A 19507-nucleotide genomic window follows, 5' to 3' on the forward strand; every position below is an offset into this window, starting at 1 on the left:
GGTTGGTCCCTAACAAAGGTATCGAGGTTTTGTTGATGCTGGCAAGGCTTTTTTTATGCCTTGAATGATGTACGTTTGGCCTGCACGGTTATGTATTTCTATTCTGCATCAAACATATCCTGGGTATACAGCGGCTCACTCATCGCCGGAGCAGAAATAAATTTCGGATCTTCCTTCATGGGTTCCTCTTCGTAGGAATCCCCTTCTTCGTAATCGAGCCAGATAACGAGCCGGTTGTTTGGAAGCGAGTATTCGTTAATAATATTTTCTGTCACCTCGCCAAACCGGTCCCCGTCTCTTAAGGAAACCATGACGATTGGGTTATTGGAATCGTCAAAGTTCACCGAAGCACTGTTTTCCTGAATGTCACTTCCGGATAACCGTTCGTTATCGTCTGCGTCCCTGATGCTCAGGTTTGCTTTTTTAGAAAGCAGCTCCCGTGCGGACTGCTGATCCTCCACGCCAGCGAGCTGTACCCGTATACGGTTATCCCCTTCAATGGTCATATTCGGCTCGGAGACACCTAAAATGTCCACCCGCTGCGTCAGCGCAGCTACCGTTTTCTGCAAAATTTCATCTGTGATGTCCTGTCCTTCTTCCTGAGGCTCTACTTCATAGAGCACCTCAAATCCGCACTGAAGATCAAACCCGAGGTCGATACCGTTTACAATTTTTTCCGACGTTGGGATCCATTAATGCCGCCAGCGCAAAAATAATTAAAAAGAAATAAGCAATCCGCGATTTCTTTATCATAATAGTGGAACCCTTTCTCTAAACATAAATCCTTTAGGCGTTGACTCAAACCAATCGGAGACGACCGGTATGTTTTATGATATTTACCGCGATTAAAACGTGAGATGATGGTGAAATATTTCCGTATCTAAGATTATAACGATAAGGAAATTTAGAGAAATAATAAAACAAACATGCCCGTGGCTAAACAGTAATAGACAAAATACATAAGATTTCCGCTAGCCATAATGTTAATAAACCATTTGAGCGCTACATAAGAAGCAATCAAACTGGTAACAAAAGCGATCAAATAAGAGCCAATCAATGTTGAAACGGCCGGATCTTGAATCATGGTCGGGATTTCGATAACAGCGGTACCTAAACTGACGGGTATGTACAACAAAAAGGCAAACTTCAAGGCTGTTTCTCGTTTCATGCCAAGTACCATCGAAGCGACAATCGTGGAGCCTGAACGACTGATCCCTGGTGTAACAGCTACGGCTTGGGCTAGCCCAACAATAATCGCATCTTTAATGGACAAATCTTGTTCCGATTTTGTCCCATTCAAGTTTCGAATCCAAAATAGAGCCAAGGCCGTCATCAGCAACGTAGCCCCGACCACGTTAATATTACTCAGGGCTGTTTGGATAGTATCTCCCCACAAAACACCGATAACTCCTACAGGAACCGTTGCGATGATGAGATAAATAATAAACATAAAGTCGTTCTTATAATGGTCGTTCCGGTGCAAGACATATTGAAGGCCGTGAGAGGCCAAGCGAAAGATATCTTTTTGATAGACGATAACGACGGCAAGTAACGAAGCAAAATTAACAAAAATCTCAAAAGAAAGCCCTTCAGAATCAACGTGGAATAATTCGCGAGCAATAATGAGATGTCCACTGGAGGAAATAGGGATAGGTTCAGTAAACCCTTGAACCAATCCAAGCATAAAGTATTTTATCCATAAAACGAATGTTTCAACCATAACGTTATTATCTCCTGTCAACTCATCAAATATATTGATTGTTTTTTATCAATAACGGCTAAAAAGGTAGATAGATGAGCATTAATGAGCCTCGCCAAAAAAACGCCCGCTGTGAAAATAACGTACAGTATGGCAAGTTTTCCATATCTTAATACATATATGAACACTGCTTAGGCATTAATAAACTGTTTTTATTGGGGAAAGAAAGTGACTCCAGGAACAAACCAAAGAATAGCAAAAGTTACAGCCATTAACACAACGCCTAAAATAATAGCGTATAAAGCATCGGAAAGATATTCAAAACTACGTATATAACGAACGAACCGAATCATTGTGCCATCCTTTCTTATCGAAGAATAAATGCTAACAAAAAACCTTTCCGCCCTGCGGGACGAAAAGGTTTTTAGAATAAAGACCTTTTCTCCCCGGACATTACGAAGAAGAAAGGGTCTTGCTTGTAGTCGAAAGACTACCAACAACGCCGGGATAATATGATATCCGCCATGACGACGCTGCTGCGAAAAGCTACTCCCCTTGACTCTATCTAAAAAGATACTGGTAGGAGACTTGAAAGTCAATGGGAGAAACTATTAACAATAAGGCACAAATGATTTCAGATTAATGAAGTACGGGTAGACAAAAATTTCAAAGCAAGTATAATCACCGTCTTTCAGCATTATTAGTGATTTTGTTTACTTTCGAAAGAACGAAACGGAGCCATAGCCAACGACTGAAGCTAATTATGAAAACGCTTACTATGATCGACAAAAGAAAAAATAAAAAATCGATGGCCCCGGAGGGCAATTTAGTTGTAGAAAGAATGAACACGAGAACGAGGAAAACCAAAAGAGAGCATGCACCTAAAAGCATCCAGAATCGGCTTTTGAAACGATAATTCCGAGCCAAGGAGGCAGTCCAAGCATCATGGAAAGCAGGAGCATCTTTCTCCCCTTCGAGCACATGCAGCAACGGTGAAGAACAGACGACATGCCATTGAGATGTTTGAGCTCGTTGAAGAGAGTGATAATCTTTGGATAGAATCAGCTGGATTTGTTTATCAGCCGGAGTGACGCGAAATAACGAATAGCCGAAAAGCGAGCAGTCATATACTTGCCAACCATGGTGACGGTAAGATTGTAACAGATGTTGTTCTTGGTCATACGATCGAAAGGGCATCGTCGAAACTATCCATTTTTTCGTATTGGGCAATGGCTTCTCCTCCTTTAAAGTGTAGCAACAATCCTAGTTTTGAAACAGAAAGAAAATAACAGAAAGGATAATAAGCAAACTGCTGACGGATAAGGCTACCGTAATATCTTTGCGATACCTTTTTGGTCCTTTGAATAATTTGGTCATAAGTCTTCCTTTCCCATGAACACCTTAGTGGTCGTGTTTTTTCGTATCGCGGTGAAGATCATCTCGAATGCTGGTGGTACTAAGCTTCACCCCAGAACGGTAAGCGGCGCGGCACATCATATGTCCAGCAACGGGGGCTGTTAAAAAAACGAAGATAATGCCAAGAAGAAGACGAATGCTCAAATAGTTATTGGCCACGGAAAAATAGATAAATGTAGCAATAAGCGTGCAAAGTACCCCAAGCGTCGCACTTTTGGTGCCCGCATGGGAACGGGTATAAGCATCGGGGAGTTTTAATATGCCGATCGCACTTAATAAGGCCAGGCTCGTGCCAAAAAGAATGAGTATACTGACAAATAGTTCAATTCCTAGGCTTACGCTCAATAATGACCCCCCGTTCCACATATTTTGAAAAGGCAATCGTGCCGATGAAAGAAATAATCCCAATGAGTAGAATCAACTCCAGAAACGCGTTGGTGTCCAATAAAATCGATAAAAGAGCAGCGACCGAAATCAAATTAATGCCGATCGCGTCTAAGGCGATCACCCGGTCTGGAATCGATGTGCCTACAGCCACCCGGTAAACTCCAATAATAATGGCGAGTGCAAGAAAGATCATGCCAATGGTCAGTGAAATGGTTAACATTACCGGATCACCTCCTTGATTGCTTGTTCGAAGGTTTGCTTTGTTTTATTTATCATGTCGATCGATTGGGGGAGGTCCATGCCGTGAATATATAATTTTTGCTTTCCAGGCATCACTTCAATCACGACGGAGCCAGGGGTTAACATCAATAACATGGACAGTACGGTGATTTCCCAATCGGATTCAAGATCGGTTTCTAATAAAAAGATACCAGGGGTCAACCGTTCATTCGGGCGTAGAATACGGCTAATAACAAAAACACTAGAATGTATAAGCTCTTTGGCGAATAAGTATAATAGTTTGAAGACCGCCCATAAACGAATTGGGTAAAAAATATCAGGGAAGATACGTCGAAACAGGAAGATGAACCCCAGGCCAATGGCGTATCCGCTGAAAAAGGTGGTTAAATACAGCTGATCTTCATCTTGCAAGAACACCCATAAAAACGCGATAAGTAGATTAAGCAGTATTTGAATGGGCAATAATCAACATCTCCTTTGCTTGATTATGGATGACTATTGAACACAGCATCCACATACGTATGGGGAGCGAAAAGCTCCTGGGATGCTTGGAGGCTGACGGGATAAATATAGTCAGCGCCAATACCTAACGCCATCATCGTTAATGTCAGTATGACCAAGGGGGCACCTAATTTTGGATTCGTCCTGGGCTCTTCGCCATAATCCACTCGTTCTTCACCCCAAAAACCGTGAATAAAAATGTTTGTTAACGAATACAAGACGGCCAGGCTGGAAAGTAAGCCAAAAGCAAACAGGGTATACATGCCGGCTTCAACCGTTCCTTGAAGAATCGCCAACTTACCGACAAAACCGCTGAGAGGAGGGACGCCGACCAGAGAGAGCGAGGTTAAGAAAAAGGTCCAGGCTAACCACGGGTAATCATGTATCACCCCGCCCATTTTCTGTAGGTGGGAGGTGCTCGTGATCGTAACCAACGTCCCTACGACCAGGAAAAGCAATGTTTTAACAATCATATCATGGACCAAGTAATAGATTGCTCCGGCCAGTCCTGTTTCATTGGCCGTGGCAATGCCGATACCTAAAAGGCCGACAGCGATAATCACGTTGTAAGTGATAATACTTTGCACATTTCGATAAGCGATCGCTCCCATGCTGCCCAATACGACCGATCCCATACCAAAAATAGCGATGGCGGTCGAAATCATGTGGAAATCTTGAGGGAACACCACCGTATAGATACGAATGATCACGTAGACCCCAACTTTTGTCAGTAAACCAGCGAACAGGGCTGCAATAGCTGTTGGAGGCGCGCTATATGCCGATGGAAGCCAGAAGAAAAATAACAAGGCGGATTTGATGGAAAAAACGATCAGTAACAACATAGCGACCGCTTCTAGGAGTCCTGTTTGGGCAGACGCCTGAATGTTGTTAAATAAATCAGCATAATTCAAAGTTCCAGTTAGAGCATACAAATACGCGATTGCTGTTAAAAATAGCATGGAAGAAACAATATTGATCACGATATACGTAATGGACGCGCGGAGTTGTTTTTTCCATCCGCCCAAAGCTAACAAAACATAAGAGGCTAAAAGCATAACTTCAAAAAAAACAAATAGATTAAACAAGTCGGCGGTTAAAAATGATCCGGTAACGCCTGTAAATAAAAAGAGAATGAATGAATAGTAATAGTATGATTCCCGGTGGCCAAGGGACGAGAACATCGAATAAAGAATCACCGAGAGAATGACAATACTTGCGGCGCAAATCAACAGCCCCGCTAAAGCATCAAAGACGAACACGACGCCAAATGGGCCACTCCATCCCCCGGCATGAAAGGCAATAGGACCTGTCTGCATCGTTATCGATAATTGGTAAATGGCAAGACCGAACGTAAGACAAACCGCGATAATGCTTCCTAAACGTTGAAAGAATAAATGTTTAGGAAAAAAAGCGATCACTACCCCTGTCAGAAAGGGAAAGATAATGAGCAGCATGATAGTATTATTCATCTTCGATCCCCCGTGACTGATTCGTCGATGTTGGTTTAAGTTTTTGGTACGAGCGGAAAGCGAGGACTAAAAAAAAGGCCGTCGTAGCAAAGTTGATGACAATGGCTGTAAGGATCAGGGCTTGAGGTAACGGATCGGTGTATGAAGATCCTTCTTTTTCTAAAATAGGTGGCAATCCATTTTGTAATCCTCCCATCGTAATAAGGAGTAGGAGGGCACTGTGTCCTAAAAGGGTAGCCCCAAGCATGATACGTAGCAAGCTTTTGGACATCGTTAAGTACGCCCCTATCGCAAAAATAATACCAATAACAATAGACATTAGAATTTCCATTTGGTTTCACGCTCACTTATGCTAGTGATAATGGTCGTCACCGTACCGACAACGGCAAGGGAGACCCCCATCTCAAATAATACAGAGGTAGCAACCATTTTTTCTTCTTGAAGGATGGGAACGTCTATATAAGCGTAGGATTGGTTGAGAAAAGCATCTCCGGTGATCATAGGAATCATTCCAGTTACTAATGAGAGCAATATTCCTGTACAAATTAACAACCGATAATTAATCGGGAGGTATTTATTGATGGTATCCAAATCGTACACCAAATAAAGCAGAACGATAGTGGAAGCCAGAAGAAGGCCACCGATGAATCCCCCGCCAGGTCCGTAGTGTCCGGCAAAAAATAAATAGACGGCAAAGGTCAAGATAATAAACACAGCGATTTGACTGATTTTTTGAAGAATGACATCCACATTACCCATCTCGATCCATCGGCTCCTTTTCTTGTAGTCGTATTAAGCTGTAGACGCCTAATCCGGCGATTCCCAAAACCATGATTTCAAGTAAAGTGTCGATGCCTCTGTAATCGGCCAAGATGGCATTCACCATATTGCTGATCCCCGTTTCTTCGTAGGCTTGAAGAAAGTAATCCGACATTTTTTGAGTGGTGCGACCACTATAAGAATACAAAGCTAAAGCGGTGATCAGTCCTCCGAGGCCGACAGCAATACATGTTTTAATCAAGCGAATGTACAAAGGAGGCGTTTCATAATAAATTTTTGGCATTTGCCGGAGACACAATAAAAACAGGACGACAGATATGGTTTCGACCGCAAATTGTGTTAATGCTAGATCCGGTGCTCGAAAGATCATAAAGAACAAGGCGACGAGATATCCGACGACGCCCACAGCAATAATTCCAACAATACGCTTCGATGTTAGCACAACGATAAACGACGCAAAAACAAGGGCAATAGCTAGCATGTATCCGTACACAGAAACGTTTTGCAGTTCTTGAATCGGAAGGGCCGGAAGGGACACAAACGTCAAGGCGGTCCCTACGAAACCGATCACCAACACGTAAAGATACATCAAGTAATTGCGTGTCGAGCCATTCATATAACTGGAAGTCAGAAACGAGGCGTGCCGCTCGGCATAGTGTAACGTCGAATGATACGCGTTACTCCATGTAAAGGTGGTAGGCCATCGGCGTATCAAGGGAGCCCAGCGACGATAACTCACAAACAGAGCCAAACCAAACAAGACAACTCCCAGTGTCATAAGCAGTTCAAGATTCAAACCGTGCCAGGCCGAAATATATACATCCAACTGCGTGATGGGCACCTGTAATATCGAAGCCATGGCGGGTTTAATCATGTAAGTGCCCAACATGTTGGGCACGAAAAAAATACCAATGATCAAAACGGCTAATAGGAGGGGAGGGGCCAACATCCCCCAAGTGGGTTCATGGCCCTGACGTTCTTGAGGAGATCCTTGAGGTTTCCCCAGAAATGTGTGAAAAATGAGCATCATGCAATAGACAAAGGTTAAGATGCTTGCGATCCAGGCGATCAAGGGTGTTGCCATGATCAACCAATCAGGTATACCATACTCCGCTAACGATAAGGTGCTGGTGAAAAATAATTCCTTACTCAAAAATCCATTAAAAGGTGGTAATCCTGCCATGGAAAGGGCCCCAATGACCATGAGTGTAAACGATATAGGCATGACAGTTAACAGACCGTTTAATTTTCGCGTATCCCGCGTACCGGTTTCGTGGTCAATGATCCCAACCACCATAAACAGGGCTCCTTTAAACGTTGAATGATTCACCAAATGAAACACCGCAGCCAAGGTCGCTGTGGTAAAGACCGTTGAAGCTGCCGGTTGATCAGAGGTAATGGCGAGTGACCCGATGCCCAATAAAGACATGATCAAGCCTAGTTGACTAATCGTGGAGTAAGCTAGCAATGCTTTAAGATCCGTTTGTTTGATGGCATTAAAAGACCCCCAAAAAAGGGTAATGAAGCCCACGCCCGTGACCAGCCAAAACCACTCCAACTGGTACGCAAACACAGGGGTAAATCGAGCGACGAGATAGATGCCTGCTTTAACCATCGTTGCAGAGTGCAAGTACGCACTAATAGGCGTCGGAGCTTCCATGGCGTCTGGCAGCCAAATATGGAACGGGAACTGAGCCGATTTTGTGAAAGCGGCGACTAAAAATAAACATAGCGCTGGCAGGAGAAGGGGATGCCCCATCCATTCTCCCGAGGATTCGATGATTGCTCGCACGCTAAAGGTTCCGGTTATCCAACGAAGGAGAACAATACCTGCTAATAGAGAAAAGCCACCAAAGAAAGTAATAAGCATGGCTTTTTGAGCTCCGTATCTCGATTGTTGACGATGATGCCAATAAGCAATGAGCAAGAACGACGAAATGCTGGTTAATTCCCAGAATAAGTACATCACCATGAGATTGTCTGACAGCACAAGCCCGAGCATGGCTGTCATGAAAAGAAGCAAATAGATATAAAAGGTATGTAAGACTTCCTTCTTTTTCGATAAATAATAGATGGAATACCAAACGACAAGCGTACCGATGCCGGAAATAAGCAAAGCAAACAGTAAGCTTAGGCCATCGACATACATCGTGAAATGAATATCAAGGTCGGAGATCCACAGAAGGGTATACGTATATGCGTCTCCGCTTGCAATGCCCGGGATGTATGCGGTAAGAGAAACAAAAATGAGGAAAGGAACCAGTAACACAAACCAACCAGTATGAATACGGGGGAAATATTGACGTAACAAAGGGACAGCAATGGCAAACAGGATAGGAAAGAAAACAATTAGATGTATCCAATGCAATGAAGAGCTCCTCCTATCAAAATATTTAGCATACGCTCCTTTTAATATATCGAAAATCTATTTATGATGCACGCCATGGCCTTTGTTCCAATGAAAATTGACAAACAAGGAAACGAAAAGTACGCTAAAGAAGCAAAAAATGTGAAGAACGTACGGGAAGGGGGAGTCATGTTGAAGGCATACGCTCACGAAGCGATATTAGTATGTGTTTATTACGGGCCCAATGCGGAGAAGCTCATCAAAAGGGGAGGGAAGATTGCGTCGAATTTTCACTGCCCACTTTATATATTGACCGTGGATAAAGAGGCAACAAGCGAATTTAGCCCAGAAAAAACGGCGTATATTCAACATTGGGAAGCCCTGGCAAAGCACTACGGGGCCCGAGAAGTGATTGTTCGGGATAATGAGCGCCGTCCATTTGTTAAAGTATTAAACGAGCTCGTGCGAGAGAAGAATATTACGCAAGTGATTGTGGGGCAAACAGCCGAAAGCCGGTGGAAAGAAATCACCAAAGGATCCTTGATGAATGTGTTATTAAAAGAGCTCCCTTTTATCGACCTTCATATTATTTCTGTGTCTCGAGAAGTCAAAGGAGACGACAGTCAGTATGAACCCGGCACGCGGGCTTTTGTCATCCGAGAAAAGGAGCAGTTTAAAATCATTTTTCATCATCAACCTGATGTCTTATATGAAGGATTATTCTTTAAAGAAACGGGCACCGATTTTAATAATGGGGTATTTAAGTTCATGAAAGAATCGGACATGAAATATATCACCATTCAAGACTCTTACGTAGTCGAAAACGAAAAACCATAAAGGTGCGTTGGGTGGAAGCACATCTCATGATTAACCAGCCGAAATCAACTCTCCTTATTTTTCTTTCCTCTATCTTACGTGCCTAGCCGTTCTTATCGTTCCGGTGGTAGCCAACTGAGAACAGTTGGCTTTGTTTTTATTCGTCGATAAGCATTTTTGGATGATTGATGTTTGGTTCTTGATTTCAAGCATGTGTATACTTATTTGGAATGATTACAAAATTATTCTTGTTTCCTTTTCATTAAGATTGAATGATTCATCAATCAACTTCAGTTAACAGTTATTTTTTCGCCACTTCTACATAACGTGTAGGCAACAACGCTTGATGATTGCCTGTTTCCTTTTTTTATATCAAGCAATATTGAGAAATAGTTATACTATCGGAAAAATGCATGTTGTAGGAAGACATATGAATAATCGTTTGGATTTAGATGATTGGTCGATGGTGCGCTGAATACGGAATGTCACTTCATGGTTACCCAATTGGATGGTTGGTGAGCATGCTTCGTACTGGTGAGCCAGTCACGCAATTGCTATCATGAATGTCATTTTCGAGACGTTAGGGACTAGTAGCTTTCCATTTCATAGTGGCCAATAGGGTGTTTATTTTTATCATGATCGGCTAAAAATTATAATAGCCAATCATGATAAAAGCTACGTGATTTGATTTTCTTAGAAAACGAGGTATTTATTGGGTCCGTGGGCCTTTCAGTTCACAACATGCAATGGTATCTGGACGGACCATCAAAGAATCTCCCAAAGATAGGACATCTTGAGACTGGCCCTGAGCGGCTGTATTCATTGCACGCTGGATAGCAAAATAAGTCTCGATGGCTTCTTCTTCGTCAGAAACGTTATGAGAGACTCGATGTGCACTCGTTAAGGTTAGTACTAGCTTAAACATAGTTGTTCTCCTTTACTCGACAGAATATATCATAAAATATACTTACTCATTTCCTTTTATTGTAGTGTACAAAACGTAAGTATAAATATAGTTTTTCCCGGAAAATAAGAATGTCATGTGTCATATGTATAGTAGTTTATTTGCTTGCTTAAAAATAAAAGCATTAATAAAGTTAAATGAAACAATGAATTTCGGTCTGCACAAATGTGATATAAGAGGAACTCAATGGGAAGTTAAGTTCCTAAGTTTACTGTTGATTGATAACGGCACCCGAAATCTTCCCATCTCCATTGCCAGAAGGATTTCGATCATTGGAGGTTGGAGACGTAAAGTTCGATATGAGGAATCGCTTCATTTCATTCATAAAAATCATCCTTGTTCCTCGTTAAAATCATTATTACAAAGACGATGCAAAGCACCGGTCAATCCAAGGTTATGAAATAATATCGCTTCACATAGGGACCGCCATTCGGGGAAAGAAAGTTTACTTTCCTCTAGAGGGAACGGAGAGGCCGTAGGTAGCGAGCGGACCTTTGAGAAACAGTAGGAGGGCGGGCACGACCTGGGAGGCAGCTTCATACACGCGCATCTTTTACTTGCTCATCGTCTTTTTCTTTCTCGACGGAGCCATGAACCAATACACGGTGTTTCCGATCGCGGCGGTCTTGATGACCGGATTTTCGGTCCTGAACTTTGTGCTGTTTATTAACCACGCGGTCAAATGGATGCAGCCCCCGAGCATCGCGAGTGACATGAAACACCAATCGCAGCAGCGCATTTAAACACGCTGCGCCGGGACTTGGAAGCATACCGGGCCAAGAACCCGGAGACAGTGGTCCATTCGAACCATTCGCCGTTAGCCCAGGACCAGGCGCATACCATTGCCTGTGACACCACAGGATACATGCAGATCATTGACTTTGGGAAACTCATTCAACAAGCGAAGCACGACGGGGTAATTGTTCAACTGCGGGCGGGCGTCGGCGATTTTCTACTTCCGGGGTTTGCGCTGTTGGATTATTGGAAAAATGCCGACGAAGGCCAGCCCGCCCTGGACGAACACAAGTACCGGGAACTCCTGTTTTTAGGTGACCGGAAAACCGAAGTTCAGGATTTAGGCTACGGGGTGCAGAAACTGAAAGGCATCGCCATCAAAGCCATCGCCAATGACGAACCCGGGACGTTTGAAGACGCCCTGCATCAAATGGTCGACTTATTGCGGTCGATTGCCACGGTCACCTCGTTCACATCGTATCTCACCGATGAAGCAGAGACCCTGCGCGTCATCATGAAAGAAGAGGCGTTTCCCGATTACCTCTATGAAGCCTTTGGCCATATCAGTTTCTATGTCAAACAAGACCCGGTCTTAACGAACACCCTGCTCAAAGCCCTCGTGTTCCTGAGTGGGTCGCTGCCCGATCGAGAGAAAAAAACCTGCTGGCATTTTGGCCAGGTGGTGGCCCAATCCTTTGCCGACACGTTTGCCTATGAAACGGAACAACTGGCCTTTTACACGTCGCTAGAAACGCTTTCGGTGGAAGCACGGGGCCCGGACACGTTCCACCAATTAATCGAAGCGTTTATCCGAAACGGCCTCCTGGCGACAACGTATGGACGTGACGGGGGCGTAGACAAATAGCCAAGGAAAAAAGCTCTTCGAGAGGGGAAGAGAAGGTACCCACAAGCGGTAAAACGGTCTTAATAATAGAAACAGGGAGGAAGGATAAAGCAAGCGGGCGCTCATGAAGGCCTTCGCAGAAACATGAAGTTTATGGTTCACAGGAAAGAGGAACCGCCATCACGCACGGCTCATTCTTCACGTTCGCTATGTTTTTTCATCGCGGGCTTCTTTTTTTGTCTTTCCATAGGGCTTAAGAAGTGGTAGGCCTATCCGGTGGAGGAAAGTTATAGTAAAAATTTCAGATACCATAATATTTTTACTAATTAATAACATTTCTTTAAGAGAAAAAGCCTGTCAACTGCTTTGGTGATTGCTTGTAACTCTTCATTTTAAATCGAAGGGATAAGGAGTTTCAGGAGGATACAACCTTTGGTTCATGAGGGATTATTAGGTTGCTTCTATGTTTCAGTTCCCATAGACATGATTTAACGAGTAGTTCTTAGAACGTAGATAGGCCCCCGTTCGCCCCACAGCGTATGGATGTTCAAAGCCTTTACGCCGAGTCTCCTTGCTTGCCATGATACAATAAAATAAGATATTCTTTTATCTTTTTCATCAAAGACGCCATATCAAGATGTGGCAAAGACCATAGAGACGCCTTCCATCAACCGAGGGTTTCAGAGGTGATAGGTATCAAAAAAGCGGTCTATGATCCATAAACCAGAAAGAGGCGAAAGAATGACGGGAAAGCCTTATGCCTATTCGATAAGCGAAGATCACAATCAAGTATATATAGGGACAGCGGAAGACATTGAACAAACCTTTAGCCAAGTAGGTATTCGATATTTCATTTCGGAAGAAACTCTACTTCGGGGCATCGATTATTTTCGCGAACAAGAAATGATTATTACCACTGTTAGTCCTCTTCCTGATATTCAAAAGCATTGGGATCATAAAAATCAGTACGATTTGCATCAAACAAGGACCTTGAGACGTAACATGGACGAAACGTAAGTCCATCCTTCCAAAAGCTACACACTGATAACACAGGAGTCCTCAACAATTCACCGGGTCGCCCATACGTCGATATTTAACGTGGAGGAAAAGCGAGAAAAACATAAGCAAATGATTAGAAAGAGGAGAACATCAATAAAGCCTGCTTGCTTGCTCCAAGAGACTTTCGCCTTGGAACAAGCTTTTGGGCACAGCGATATTTCCTTCATGTATTATCAACAACAACTCATTAAGGGGGGAGGTAAGAAGTAGCATCAAACGTTTCAGAATCATGAGGAGGGGGAACAGACTTCTGGGTTGTTGTTAGGTAGAGAAAGCCTTCCTGACCGAATGCAGGGAGGTTCTTTCTGGATAACAATGACGATGGTGGTCCTCCCCCTGCCTTGGACCCGTGGTAGGGGGTTATTTTTATGTCCTTCGTTACCAATGGCATGGTAGATAAAGAACAGAAAGCCATAAATAAGGATACAGATTGTAGAAACAGCCGGCTCTTCCTCAAAGGATCGGCTGTTTTATTATATGGTGGAACAATGGGTTGCACGAATTCGTCTAGAAAAAACCTCTCAGGGTGATTAATTCCCATGTCATCTAGCACAAGGAAATATTCTACGTAAGCATAATAGAAAATACCAATTTCCATAATTTATCATATCAAAAAGTTTACGTTTTGATACATATACAGACCACGGTCAAATCCATGGTTTTTTCCTGTCAAAACATATAGAAAATATTTTTGAAAGGTGTCATAATGAACGATTAGGTTATGGGTTATTTTTGTGCCTATATTTCCTTTTACATTCATTTCAAAAAGGAGTAAACAGATATGGAGTATCGGAATTATGGATACATACGGGTCAGCAGCAAAGATCAAAACGAAAACCGGCAGTTGGCTTCGATGCGAGAAGCAGGGATCCTGGAACGAGATATCTTTATTGATCGCGCCAGTGGCAAGAACTTTCAACGGGACCAGTACCAACTGTTGAAACGCATCCTGCGAAAAGGGGATGTGCTGTACATTCATTCGCTGGATCGGTTTGGCCGGAACAAGGAAGAAATTCTCCAAGAATGGAACGAAATCACGAAAACGATTCAGTGTGATATTGTGGTTCTGGACATGCCGCTGCTTAACACCAAAGAGCAGGATGATACGATGAAAACGTTCATTGTCGACTTGGTGCTGCAGATTTTGTCCTGGATGGCCGAAGAGGAACGGACACGTATACGCACTCGGCAACGTGAAGGCATCGATGCCGCCCAGGGACAGGGCGTAAAATTTGGACGGCCAGAAACACCAATTACGGAAGCGTTTGAAGAAGCTTATCAGGAATGGAGAGCTGGGGAGATCAAAGCTGTGGATGCCATGCGACGCTTACATTTATCGAATAGTACCTTTTATCGATTGGTAAAACGATATGAAAAGTTATCATAATTATGTCTGTTTAAAGATAGGAATATTTAGTTATGATTAATACGATACGTGAAATTAACTTATTGCTATTTAAAAATTTCGTATATGGAAATTAGGAATGAGATAAGGGAAGTATTTATTTTGCTAGGCGATATTTCTGTTTTATAGGTTCGGCCCAGGCAGGCATATCTTCAGCTTCAAACGTTATCTGGCCATTGGAGGTTTCTAAAACGAGTTCCCCATCGGATTTACTATTATCAATGACGATGAGATTATCAATCAGCGATACATGTCGCATTAGATTTTCTTTAGACTTCGTATTCCTTTTTAGGATATCGCTTGTCGGGATATGATGCCCCCCATTTTTCACACGTAAGGCTACACGTTCGATGTTTTGCTCTACATGGCCTAACCCTACGTAAAACATGGTGATTTCAAAATTTTTTTCTTTGGCTTTAATCATTTGGTGGATGGCATTTTTCCCCGCCAACGTGGTTTCAATCGCAAAGCTTTGTTCTTCTTCAATACACTCATAAATCCGTTGGACAGCTGCTTTTCCTGCCGCAAATTGCTTGGTTTCTGGTGCTTTCGGATCTAACCTTCGAGCAATGGAATCTGGATCAATATTGATATCAATGCCTAGTTTATCAATAAGCAGGCTGCGTAATGTACTCTTTCCACTCCCATTGTTTCCAGCGAACACATACATCGTCGGAGGGAGTTTCTCTTGACTCATGAATCTCCCTCCGTTGACGTTTTATCTAATGCCATAATGGTTCCATCCGGGTACTCTTTCACGAGCCCTTTTTCGGTTTCATAAACAATATAGGTGTCACTGGCTTTTGCATCAATTTTTGCTCGATCTCCCGTCATCTTCACCCATCTATCCATCCAAGCAAATTTCCTCCCTTGGGAAACACTCTCACGTTCTAACATGAACAACCACCACCTTCATTTGATACTTAAATTATATCAGAAGTCATGGTTTTCTTCCCACGCCACTGTTCATTTCCCTAACATCATGGTTCTAAATGGTCTAAATCAAATGAATAAACGATAATCCCTTCCTATTATATCCCACTTATCTCTCTACAAATACTAGTACAAAAAAGACCTCCTCCAAGGAGGAAGTCTCTATCCAGAACGCGAGCTTGAGTGGAGAGACAAGGAAGCTCAACGCTTTGTCATTGTATCAAAATTGTAAACGATTACAAAACCTCCTAGGTCACTTCAACCCGTACCCCATGAATCCTACCGAAGAAAAAAGAACCCGCTGGGTACCAAGCAGTGAAGGACGTGGCATACATGGTTTTGATTGTACCCAAGCTCAGCTGATCCAGAAAGAACATGATACGTCGTATTCTTCCATTAAGAAAGGAAAGAAGGTTATCCTTTTATATTAAATCGCTTTCATTTTATAAACAAGAGGCAAAAGTACCTCTAGGACGAAACATGACGTGGATCATCATCACTCCAGGTGGCAGGTGCTGCTGGGCTTGTCATGCTCTCAGATCCTTCCCTCTTCAATGGAAGCACCGTTCATTTCCGCTAGAGAATACCAATGGCAGCATGTGAAGAGCGTATCTCTATTACAAGAGTCCTGATCCGTTGCTTTTCTTCTTTAAACGTCGGCGTCATCCCCAATGACTAAAGGACCTACGCCGGATAATTTGACGATCTGTATTTTTTTCGACACAAAATCAATCATGCACGGCCCCTTATACATGTAACCGTTGATATCTGTCGCATCAAGCCAAAACCGAAAGCGGTCATTCACTTGATCAAACAAGTAATGCTTGGCCTCTTCCAGATCCACGGTCCATCGCACCGTCACCCCGTCTTCTTCCACCGTCGTTAACACGGCGTCGCGAAACGAGACATGTAGACGATCCAATCGCACTGATGTAAGAATAATATTTTGCATCTCGCCACTCCTCTATCTTATTGGTTACTGATTGGTTACTGACTTAAGCTTCTTGATAGAGGGAAGAATTTCCTCCTAGTTATGATCAGCATAGGTTTTATGACTTTTAATGCTATTCTCTTAAGTTGCAGGATCCCTTGTACTATTTTCTGTTTAGCATAAAAGAAAACAGAATCCTTTCTCAATAGTGTTTTGATCGATATCATTGTGCTGTATCTACGGGGAACCAGTCTCCTTTTTGTTGTGAATAGAAATAGAGGTTCAAAGTAATGATTGACGGATATTAATAGCGATTTAAGGCTGATATCATAAAATTTGTCGCCTATTTACCTTCTGACGAAATGGGGCAGAAGGGAGGTGTTAAAATGGCAATCGAACTTTTATTGATGCACTTTCTGTTTCCTGTCACGTCGACCGTGGTAGGAATTGTATTTGCGGATCTGTTGCTGAAGCGAATACGTAAGAAATGCAAGAACAGGCGACCATAGCAATAAAAAGAGCGCTCAGATGCTGACGACATCTGGGCGCTCCCTTTGTTGGTGCTAAAATGACAATGAACTTTTATATGGTTATCTTATCATGATCGATATAACATGTAAACGTTATACGGTTAATGAAAGTGCACTTGGAAATGAAAAATAAGTAGCCTAGGCCAACTTAGATATCTTAAAATATTTTATTGCCTCAAAATACGAAGACTACTTATTATATTGAGACAAAAACCATTAACTTCGGATAAGATAAATGATGTTAAATCAGCATCACAACGACAACCACACTTCAATTTCAAGACCACTAACATACTTGATACAGTGTTCCTACACGACGAAGGTATCTGTGTCCTTGCCCTGTTAATGCTCTTCTTCTTCGATTTCTTGTCTTTCCTGTTCCAATTGTCGTTCCTTTAGGAGACACATAATTGTATATGCAGCTACAGCTAGTCCGACGCCGATTGTACTTTTAGGATAGGCCATTTTTCTGTTCAGCAAATGTATTCCTCCCACACTATAATTACTTCTTTTTTCATAAATAGCAAACAATGTTCGCAGTAAGTCAAAATACAATCAATCGTTTCGGAAAAGAAGTTCTGCAAACCTCATTGGCTAATTTGTTTTTGTTTGGCATAAATCGTCGAACGGGGAACGCCCGTCACCTTTACAATATCGTTCACACTCATCTTATTCATGGCACGGTTTTCGAATAGCTGCAAGGCTTGTTGAACCGCCTTATCCGATTGGCCCGGACGGCCCATGTGCTTGCCCAGGGCTTTAGCCCGTTCTCGTCCTTCGGTGGTGCGTTCCCGGATCAGGTCGGCCTCAAACTGCGCAAAACTCCCCAGCACATTAAACAGAAGTGTCTGCATGCTATTGGTGTCCTCTCCAGCGTGAAATTCCATATTATCTTTCAGAAATAAGACGGAAATACCTTCGGCTGCCAGTTCATGAACAATATTATTTAAATCAATAATGGAACGGGCTAACCGATCAATTTTCGTCACGACCAGAGCATCGCCCGGACGGGCATACCGAATCGCTTCCTGTAATTGTTCTCGCTCGGTGGTCGTGGTTCCTGTCACTTTTTCGGTAAAGATCCGGTGGCAGCCGGCTTGTTCCAACAGCTGCTGCTGGGAGCTGTAATCCTGGTGAAAGGTGGATACGCGTGCATAGCCAATGCGTTGTGCCATTTATTCTCCTCCAAGGTGTCTAAAAGTTGGTTATGTATTGTACACTTAATTACAGACGAACTTTTAGATGGAAAACACCCCGTTTTTATCGGCAAAAACGGGGTGTTTATGGCACTGTCCAGAAGTTAAGGGTTTTGGATTTACAAGTTTTTGAGAATAAGCGGCGATTTTTTCCTTACCACTTGCTTGCTGATGGTCAAAACGCGAAAAAACTTTAACTAGTTTCAGCTGGAATGCATTCTTAATTTCCTATCGGGCGCCTGCATGAACCCATCTTTTGACCTCTACGGTTTAGTTCTTCTTTGAGGTTTTGAATAGCAGCTCGTTTATTGTAAACCTCCTCCATGACTTTGGCGATGGTCTTGGATAATCGTTCTTGGTCCAGCGGTTCACTATTCGATCGCTGAAGGGCTTGAAACCATTGCATCATTTCCACAGGGGCCACATTTCCCGCAATGGAGGAAAGACGGTCAAAGCCGATTCCTATTTTGCGGGCCAGGCCCTGCTCGCCCCCAGCATATATTTGCAGGTCCGGCGCGGACCTTTTGAGGGCTTGAATCGTATCTCTATCTTTGGCCCCCGCCTCTTTCAGCCCGACAATATGTGAGTGGTTGTGAAAGAGTTCCTCAATACTTTCTTGGCTTAAGTCAAAGCCTGTGCGAGGGGGATTGTTGTAAAGAATGGCTGGTTTGTCAGCTTGGCGTATGATGGCTTCGGTATAAGCGATAGCTTCTATTTGCGATGGTTGAATATAGGGAGGATAACCAATCATAATTCCAGCTATGAACGTTGGACGGACCATGGCCGCCAATTCTTCTGCGTCTTTCTGTCGAGTAGAAGAAACGCCAAAAATGATCTCCATCTTCTGGGTCAACGTCACGTCTTCGTGAATGGCATGAATAAGATCTTCTTTCTCACGAGTAGTAAGACTATGCTGTTCTCCGGTAGTTCCACAGACAAGAACAGACCGAACGCCTTGTTTATATAAAGAAGTTATATGTCTTAAGGTACTTTTCACATTCAACGATTCATCCTGATGAAAAGCGGTCGGTACAGCGACATGAAAGGATTCTGATAGCATCTTCTGATTCTCCTTTGGCAGTAGCTTAGAATACATGCCCCGGCTACTATGGTTATTAATCGTTAACATCGGGGCAAAAGCGTAAATACAATTTCGAACATGGTTTAAAAAAAGCTAAAATTTATGATAAGCATTCGATGCATAATCAATCGATTTTTCACGACTAGACGGTCGAGACAGTCATGAACATGATGA

22 protein-coding genes are annotated in these 19507 nt (G+C 42.9%); 5 read left to right on the plus strand and 17 right to left on the minus strand.

What is annotated here, in order from left to right; all coding sequences use genetic code 11:
- Nucleotides 1–98: 98 nt before the first annotated feature.
- The 10 genes from ACTTK7_RS14990 to ACTTK7_RS15035 all read right to left on the minus strand — a co-directional run bounded on the left by ACTTK7_RS14990 (nucleotide 99) and on the right by ACTTK7_RS15035 (nucleotide 8860).
- Complete coding sequence (locus tag ACTTK7_RS14990; RefSeq protein WP_462868897.1) at nucleotides 99–623, minus strand: hypothetical protein; 525 nt, start codon at nucleotides 621–623, stop codon at nucleotides 99–101.
- Nucleotides 624–904: 281 nt separating this feature from the next.
- Nucleotides 905–1720, minus strand: coding sequence for an undecaprenyl-diphosphate phosphatase (locus tag ACTTK7_RS14995; protein ID WP_462868899.1), 816 nt, complete (start codon nucleotides 1718–1720; stop codon nucleotides 905–907).
- 660 nt (nucleotides 1721–2380) lie between these two features.
- Nucleotides 2381–2929, minus strand: a complete 549-nt coding sequence (locus ACTTK7_RS15000; protein ID WP_462868900.1) for a hypothetical protein — start codon at nucleotides 2927–2929, stop codon at nucleotides 2381–2383.
- 171 nt (nucleotides 2930–3100) lie between these two features.
- Nucleotides 3101–3460 carry a monovalent cation/H(+) antiporter subunit G gene (gene mnhG / locus ACTTK7_RS15005; RefSeq protein WP_462868901.1) on the minus strand — a complete coding sequence of 120 codons (360 nt, stop codon included), beginning with the start codon at nucleotides 3458–3460 and terminating at the stop codon, nucleotides 3101–3103.
- Complete coding sequence (locus ACTTK7_RS15010; RefSeq protein ID WP_462868902.1) at nucleotides 3438–3722, minus strand: Na(+)/H(+) antiporter subunit F1; 285 nt, start codon at nucleotides 3720–3722, stop codon at nucleotides 3438–3440. The genes mnhG and ACTTK7_RS15010 overlap by 23 nt, the downstream gene beginning before the upstream one ends.
- Nucleotides 3722–4204 carry a Na+/H+ antiporter subunit E gene (locus ACTTK7_RS15015; RefSeq protein ID WP_462868903.1) on the minus strand — a complete coding sequence of 161 codons (483 nt, stop codon included), beginning with the start codon at nucleotides 4202–4204 and terminating at the stop codon, nucleotides 3722–3724. Before ACTTK7_RS15015 ends, ACTTK7_RS15010 begins: the two co-directional genes overlap by 1 nt.
- Before the next feature lie 23 nt (nucleotides 4205–4227).
- Nucleotides 4228–5712, minus strand: coding sequence for a proton-conducting transporter transmembrane domain-containing protein (locus ACTTK7_RS15020; protein ID WP_462868904.1), 1485 nt, complete (start codon nucleotides 5710–5712; stop codon nucleotides 4228–4230).
- A complete protein-coding gene (locus ACTTK7_RS15025; protein WP_462868905.1) occupies nucleotides 5705–6043 on the minus strand; it encodes a Na(+)/H(+) antiporter subunit C in 339 nt (112 codons plus the stop codon). The genes ACTTK7_RS15020 and ACTTK7_RS15025 overlap by 8 nt, the downstream gene beginning before the upstream one ends.
- Nucleotides 6031–6471, minus strand: a complete 441-nt coding sequence (locus tag ACTTK7_RS15030) for a Na(+)/H(+) antiporter subunit B (RefSeq protein WP_462868906.1) — start codon at nucleotides 6469–6471, stop codon at nucleotides 6031–6033. Before ACTTK7_RS15030 ends, ACTTK7_RS15025 begins: the two co-directional genes overlap by 13 nt.
- Complete coding sequence (locus ACTTK7_RS15035; RefSeq protein ID WP_462868907.1) at nucleotides 6464–8860, minus strand: Na+/H+ antiporter subunit A; 2397 nt, start codon at nucleotides 8858–8860, stop codon at nucleotides 6464–6466. The genes ACTTK7_RS15030 and ACTTK7_RS15035 overlap by 8 nt, the downstream gene beginning before the upstream one ends.
- Nucleotides 8861–8950: 90 nt before the next feature.
- On the opposite strand from ACTTK7_RS15035, the gene ACTTK7_RS15040 reads away from it, so the two are divergent.
- On the plus strand, nucleotides 8951–9676 hold the full coding sequence (locus ACTTK7_RS15040) for an adenine nucleotide alpha hydrolase family protein (RefSeq protein ID WP_462868908.1): 726 nt from the start codon (nucleotides 8951–8953) through the stop codon (nucleotides 9674–9676).
- 688 nt (nucleotides 9677–10364) lie between these two features.
- Here ACTTK7_RS15040 and ACTTK7_RS15045 read toward each other — a convergent pair.
- Nucleotides 10365–10580, minus strand: a complete 216-nt coding sequence (locus ACTTK7_RS15045) for a hypothetical protein (protein WP_462868909.1) — start codon at nucleotides 10578–10580, stop codon at nucleotides 10365–10367.
- Between the two features lie 533 nt (nucleotides 10581–11113).
- Here ACTTK7_RS15045 and ACTTK7_RS15050 point away from each other — a divergent pair.
- The 4 genes from ACTTK7_RS15050 (at nucleotide 11114) to ACTTK7_RS15065 (ending at nucleotide 14644) form a co-directional block, all read left to right on the plus strand.
- The gene (locus ACTTK7_RS15050) at nucleotides 11114–11362 is read left to right on the plus strand and encodes a hypothetical protein (RefSeq protein ID WP_462868910.1); all 249 of its coding nucleotides are present in this window, start codon (nucleotides 11114–11116) and stop codon (nucleotides 11360–11362) included.
- A 17-nt stretch (nucleotides 11363–11379) separates the two neighbouring features.
- Nucleotides 11380–12219, plus strand: coding sequence for a DUF2254 family protein (locus tag ACTTK7_RS15055; protein ID WP_462868911.1), 840 nt, complete (start codon nucleotides 11380–11382; stop codon nucleotides 12217–12219).
- 720 nt (nucleotides 12220–12939) lie between these two features.
- Nucleotides 12940–13215 (plus strand): hypothetical protein, encoded by a 276-nt coding sequence (locus ACTTK7_RS15060; RefSeq protein ID WP_462868912.1) that lies wholly within the window; start codon nucleotides 12940–12942, stop codon nucleotides 13213–13215.
- Nucleotides 13216–14038: 823 nt separating this feature from the next.
- Nucleotides 14039–14644 carry a recombinase family protein gene (locus ACTTK7_RS15065; protein WP_462868913.1) on the plus strand — a complete coding sequence of 202 codons (606 nt, stop codon included), beginning with the start codon at nucleotides 14039–14041 and terminating at the stop codon, nucleotides 14642–14644.
- A 115-nt stretch (nucleotides 14645–14759) separates the two neighbouring features.
- Here ACTTK7_RS15065 and ACTTK7_RS15070 read toward each other — a convergent pair whose 3' ends face one another.
- The 6 genes from ACTTK7_RS15070 to ACTTK7_RS15095 form a co-directional block, all read right to left on the minus strand.
- Nucleotides 14760–15359, minus strand: a complete 600-nt coding sequence (locus ACTTK7_RS15070) for a zeta toxin family protein (RefSeq protein WP_462868914.1) — start codon at nucleotides 15357–15359, stop codon at nucleotides 14760–14762.
- Nucleotides 15356–15514: a hypothetical protein gene (locus tag ACTTK7_RS15075; protein WP_462868915.1), complete on the minus strand. Its 159-nt coding sequence runs from the start codon at nucleotides 15512–15514 to the stop codon at nucleotides 15356–15358. The genes ACTTK7_RS15070 and ACTTK7_RS15075 overlap by 4 nt, the downstream gene beginning before the upstream one ends.
- Before the next feature lie 730 nt (nucleotides 15515–16244).
- Nucleotides 16245–16547, minus strand: coding sequence for a hypothetical protein (locus ACTTK7_RS15080; RefSeq protein ID WP_462868916.1), 303 nt, complete (start codon nucleotides 16545–16547; stop codon nucleotides 16245–16247).
- An 851-nt stretch (nucleotides 16548–17398) separates the two neighbouring features.
- The gene (locus tag ACTTK7_RS15085) at nucleotides 17399–17536 is read right to left on the minus strand and encodes a hypothetical protein (protein ID WP_462868917.1); all 138 of its coding nucleotides are present in this window, start codon (nucleotides 17534–17536) and stop codon (nucleotides 17399–17401) included.
- Nucleotides 17537–17643: 107 nt separating this feature from the next.
- Complete coding sequence (locus tag ACTTK7_RS15090; RefSeq protein WP_462868918.1) at nucleotides 17644–18231, minus strand: recombinase family protein; 588 nt, start codon at nucleotides 18229–18231, stop codon at nucleotides 17644–17646.
- A 241-nt stretch (nucleotides 18232–18472) separates the two neighbouring features.
- On the minus strand, nucleotides 18473–19312 hold the full coding sequence (locus tag ACTTK7_RS15095) for a dihydrodipicolinate synthase family protein (RefSeq protein WP_462868919.1): 840 nt from the start codon (nucleotides 19310–19312) through the stop codon (nucleotides 18473–18475).
- Nucleotides 19313–19507: the final 195 nt, after the last annotated feature.

This window comes from Marinococcus tarijensis (assembly GCF_054971385.1).

What these genes read in the sequence shown, in the direction of transcription:
- ACTTK7_RS14995 (WP_462868899.1), bottom strand. Translation starts at nt 1,720, where the DNA reads ATGGTTGAAACATTCGTTTTATGGATAAAATACTTTATGCTTGGATTG.
- ACTTK7_RS15010 (WP_462868902.1), bottom strand. Translation starts at nt 3,722, where the DNA reads ATGTTAACCATTTCACTGACCATTGGCATGATCTTTCTTGCACTCGCC.
- ACTTK7_RS15020 (WP_462868904.1), bottom strand. Translation starts at nt 5,712, where the DNA reads ATGAATAATACTATCATGCTGCTCATTATCTTTCCCTTTCTGACAGGG.
- ACTTK7_RS15025 (WP_462868905.1), bottom strand. Translation starts at nt 6,043, where the DNA reads ATGGAAATTCTAATGTCTATTGTTATTGGTATTATTTTTGCGATAGGG.
- ACTTK7_RS15030 (WP_462868906.1), bottom strand. Translation starts at nt 6,471, where the DNA reads ATGGGTAATGTGGATGTCATTCTTCAAAAAATCAGTCAAATCGCTGTG.
- ACTTK7_RS15040 (WP_462868908.1), top strand. Translation starts at nt 8,951, where the DNA reads ATGAAAATTGACAAACAAGGAAACGAAAAGTACGCTAAAGAAGCAAAA.
- ACTTK7_RS15045 (WP_462868909.1), bottom strand. Translation starts at nt 10,580, where the DNA reads ATGTTTAAGCTAGTACTAACCTTAACGAGTGCACATCGAGTCTCTCAT.
- ACTTK7_RS15060 (WP_462868912.1), top strand. Translation starts at nt 12,940, where the DNA reads ATGACGGGAAAGCCTTATGCCTATTCGATAAGCGAAGATCACAATCAA.
- ACTTK7_RS15065 (WP_462868913.1), top strand. Translation starts at nt 14,039, where the DNA reads ATGGAGTATCGGAATTATGGATACATACGGGTCAGCAGCAAAGATCAA.
- ACTTK7_RS15070 (WP_462868914.1), bottom strand. Translation starts at nt 15,359, where the DNA reads ATGAGTCAAGAGAAACTCCCTCCGACGATGTATGTGTTCGCTGGAAAC.
- ACTTK7_RS15075 (WP_462868915.1), bottom strand. Translation starts at nt 15,514, where the DNA reads ATGGATAGATGGGTGAAGATGACGGGAGATCGAGCAAAAATTGATGCA.
- ACTTK7_RS15080 (WP_462868916.1), bottom strand. Translation starts at nt 16,547, where the DNA reads ATGCAAAATATTATTCTTACATCAGTGCGATTGGATCGTCTACATGTC.
- ACTTK7_RS15090 (WP_462868918.1), bottom strand. Translation starts at nt 18,231, where the DNA reads ATGGCACAACGCATTGGCTATGCACGCGTATCCACCTTTCACCAGGAT.
- ACTTK7_RS15095 (WP_462868919.1), bottom strand. Translation starts at nt 19,312, where the DNA reads ATGCTATCAGAATCCTTTCATGTCGCTGTACCGACCGCTTTTCATCAG.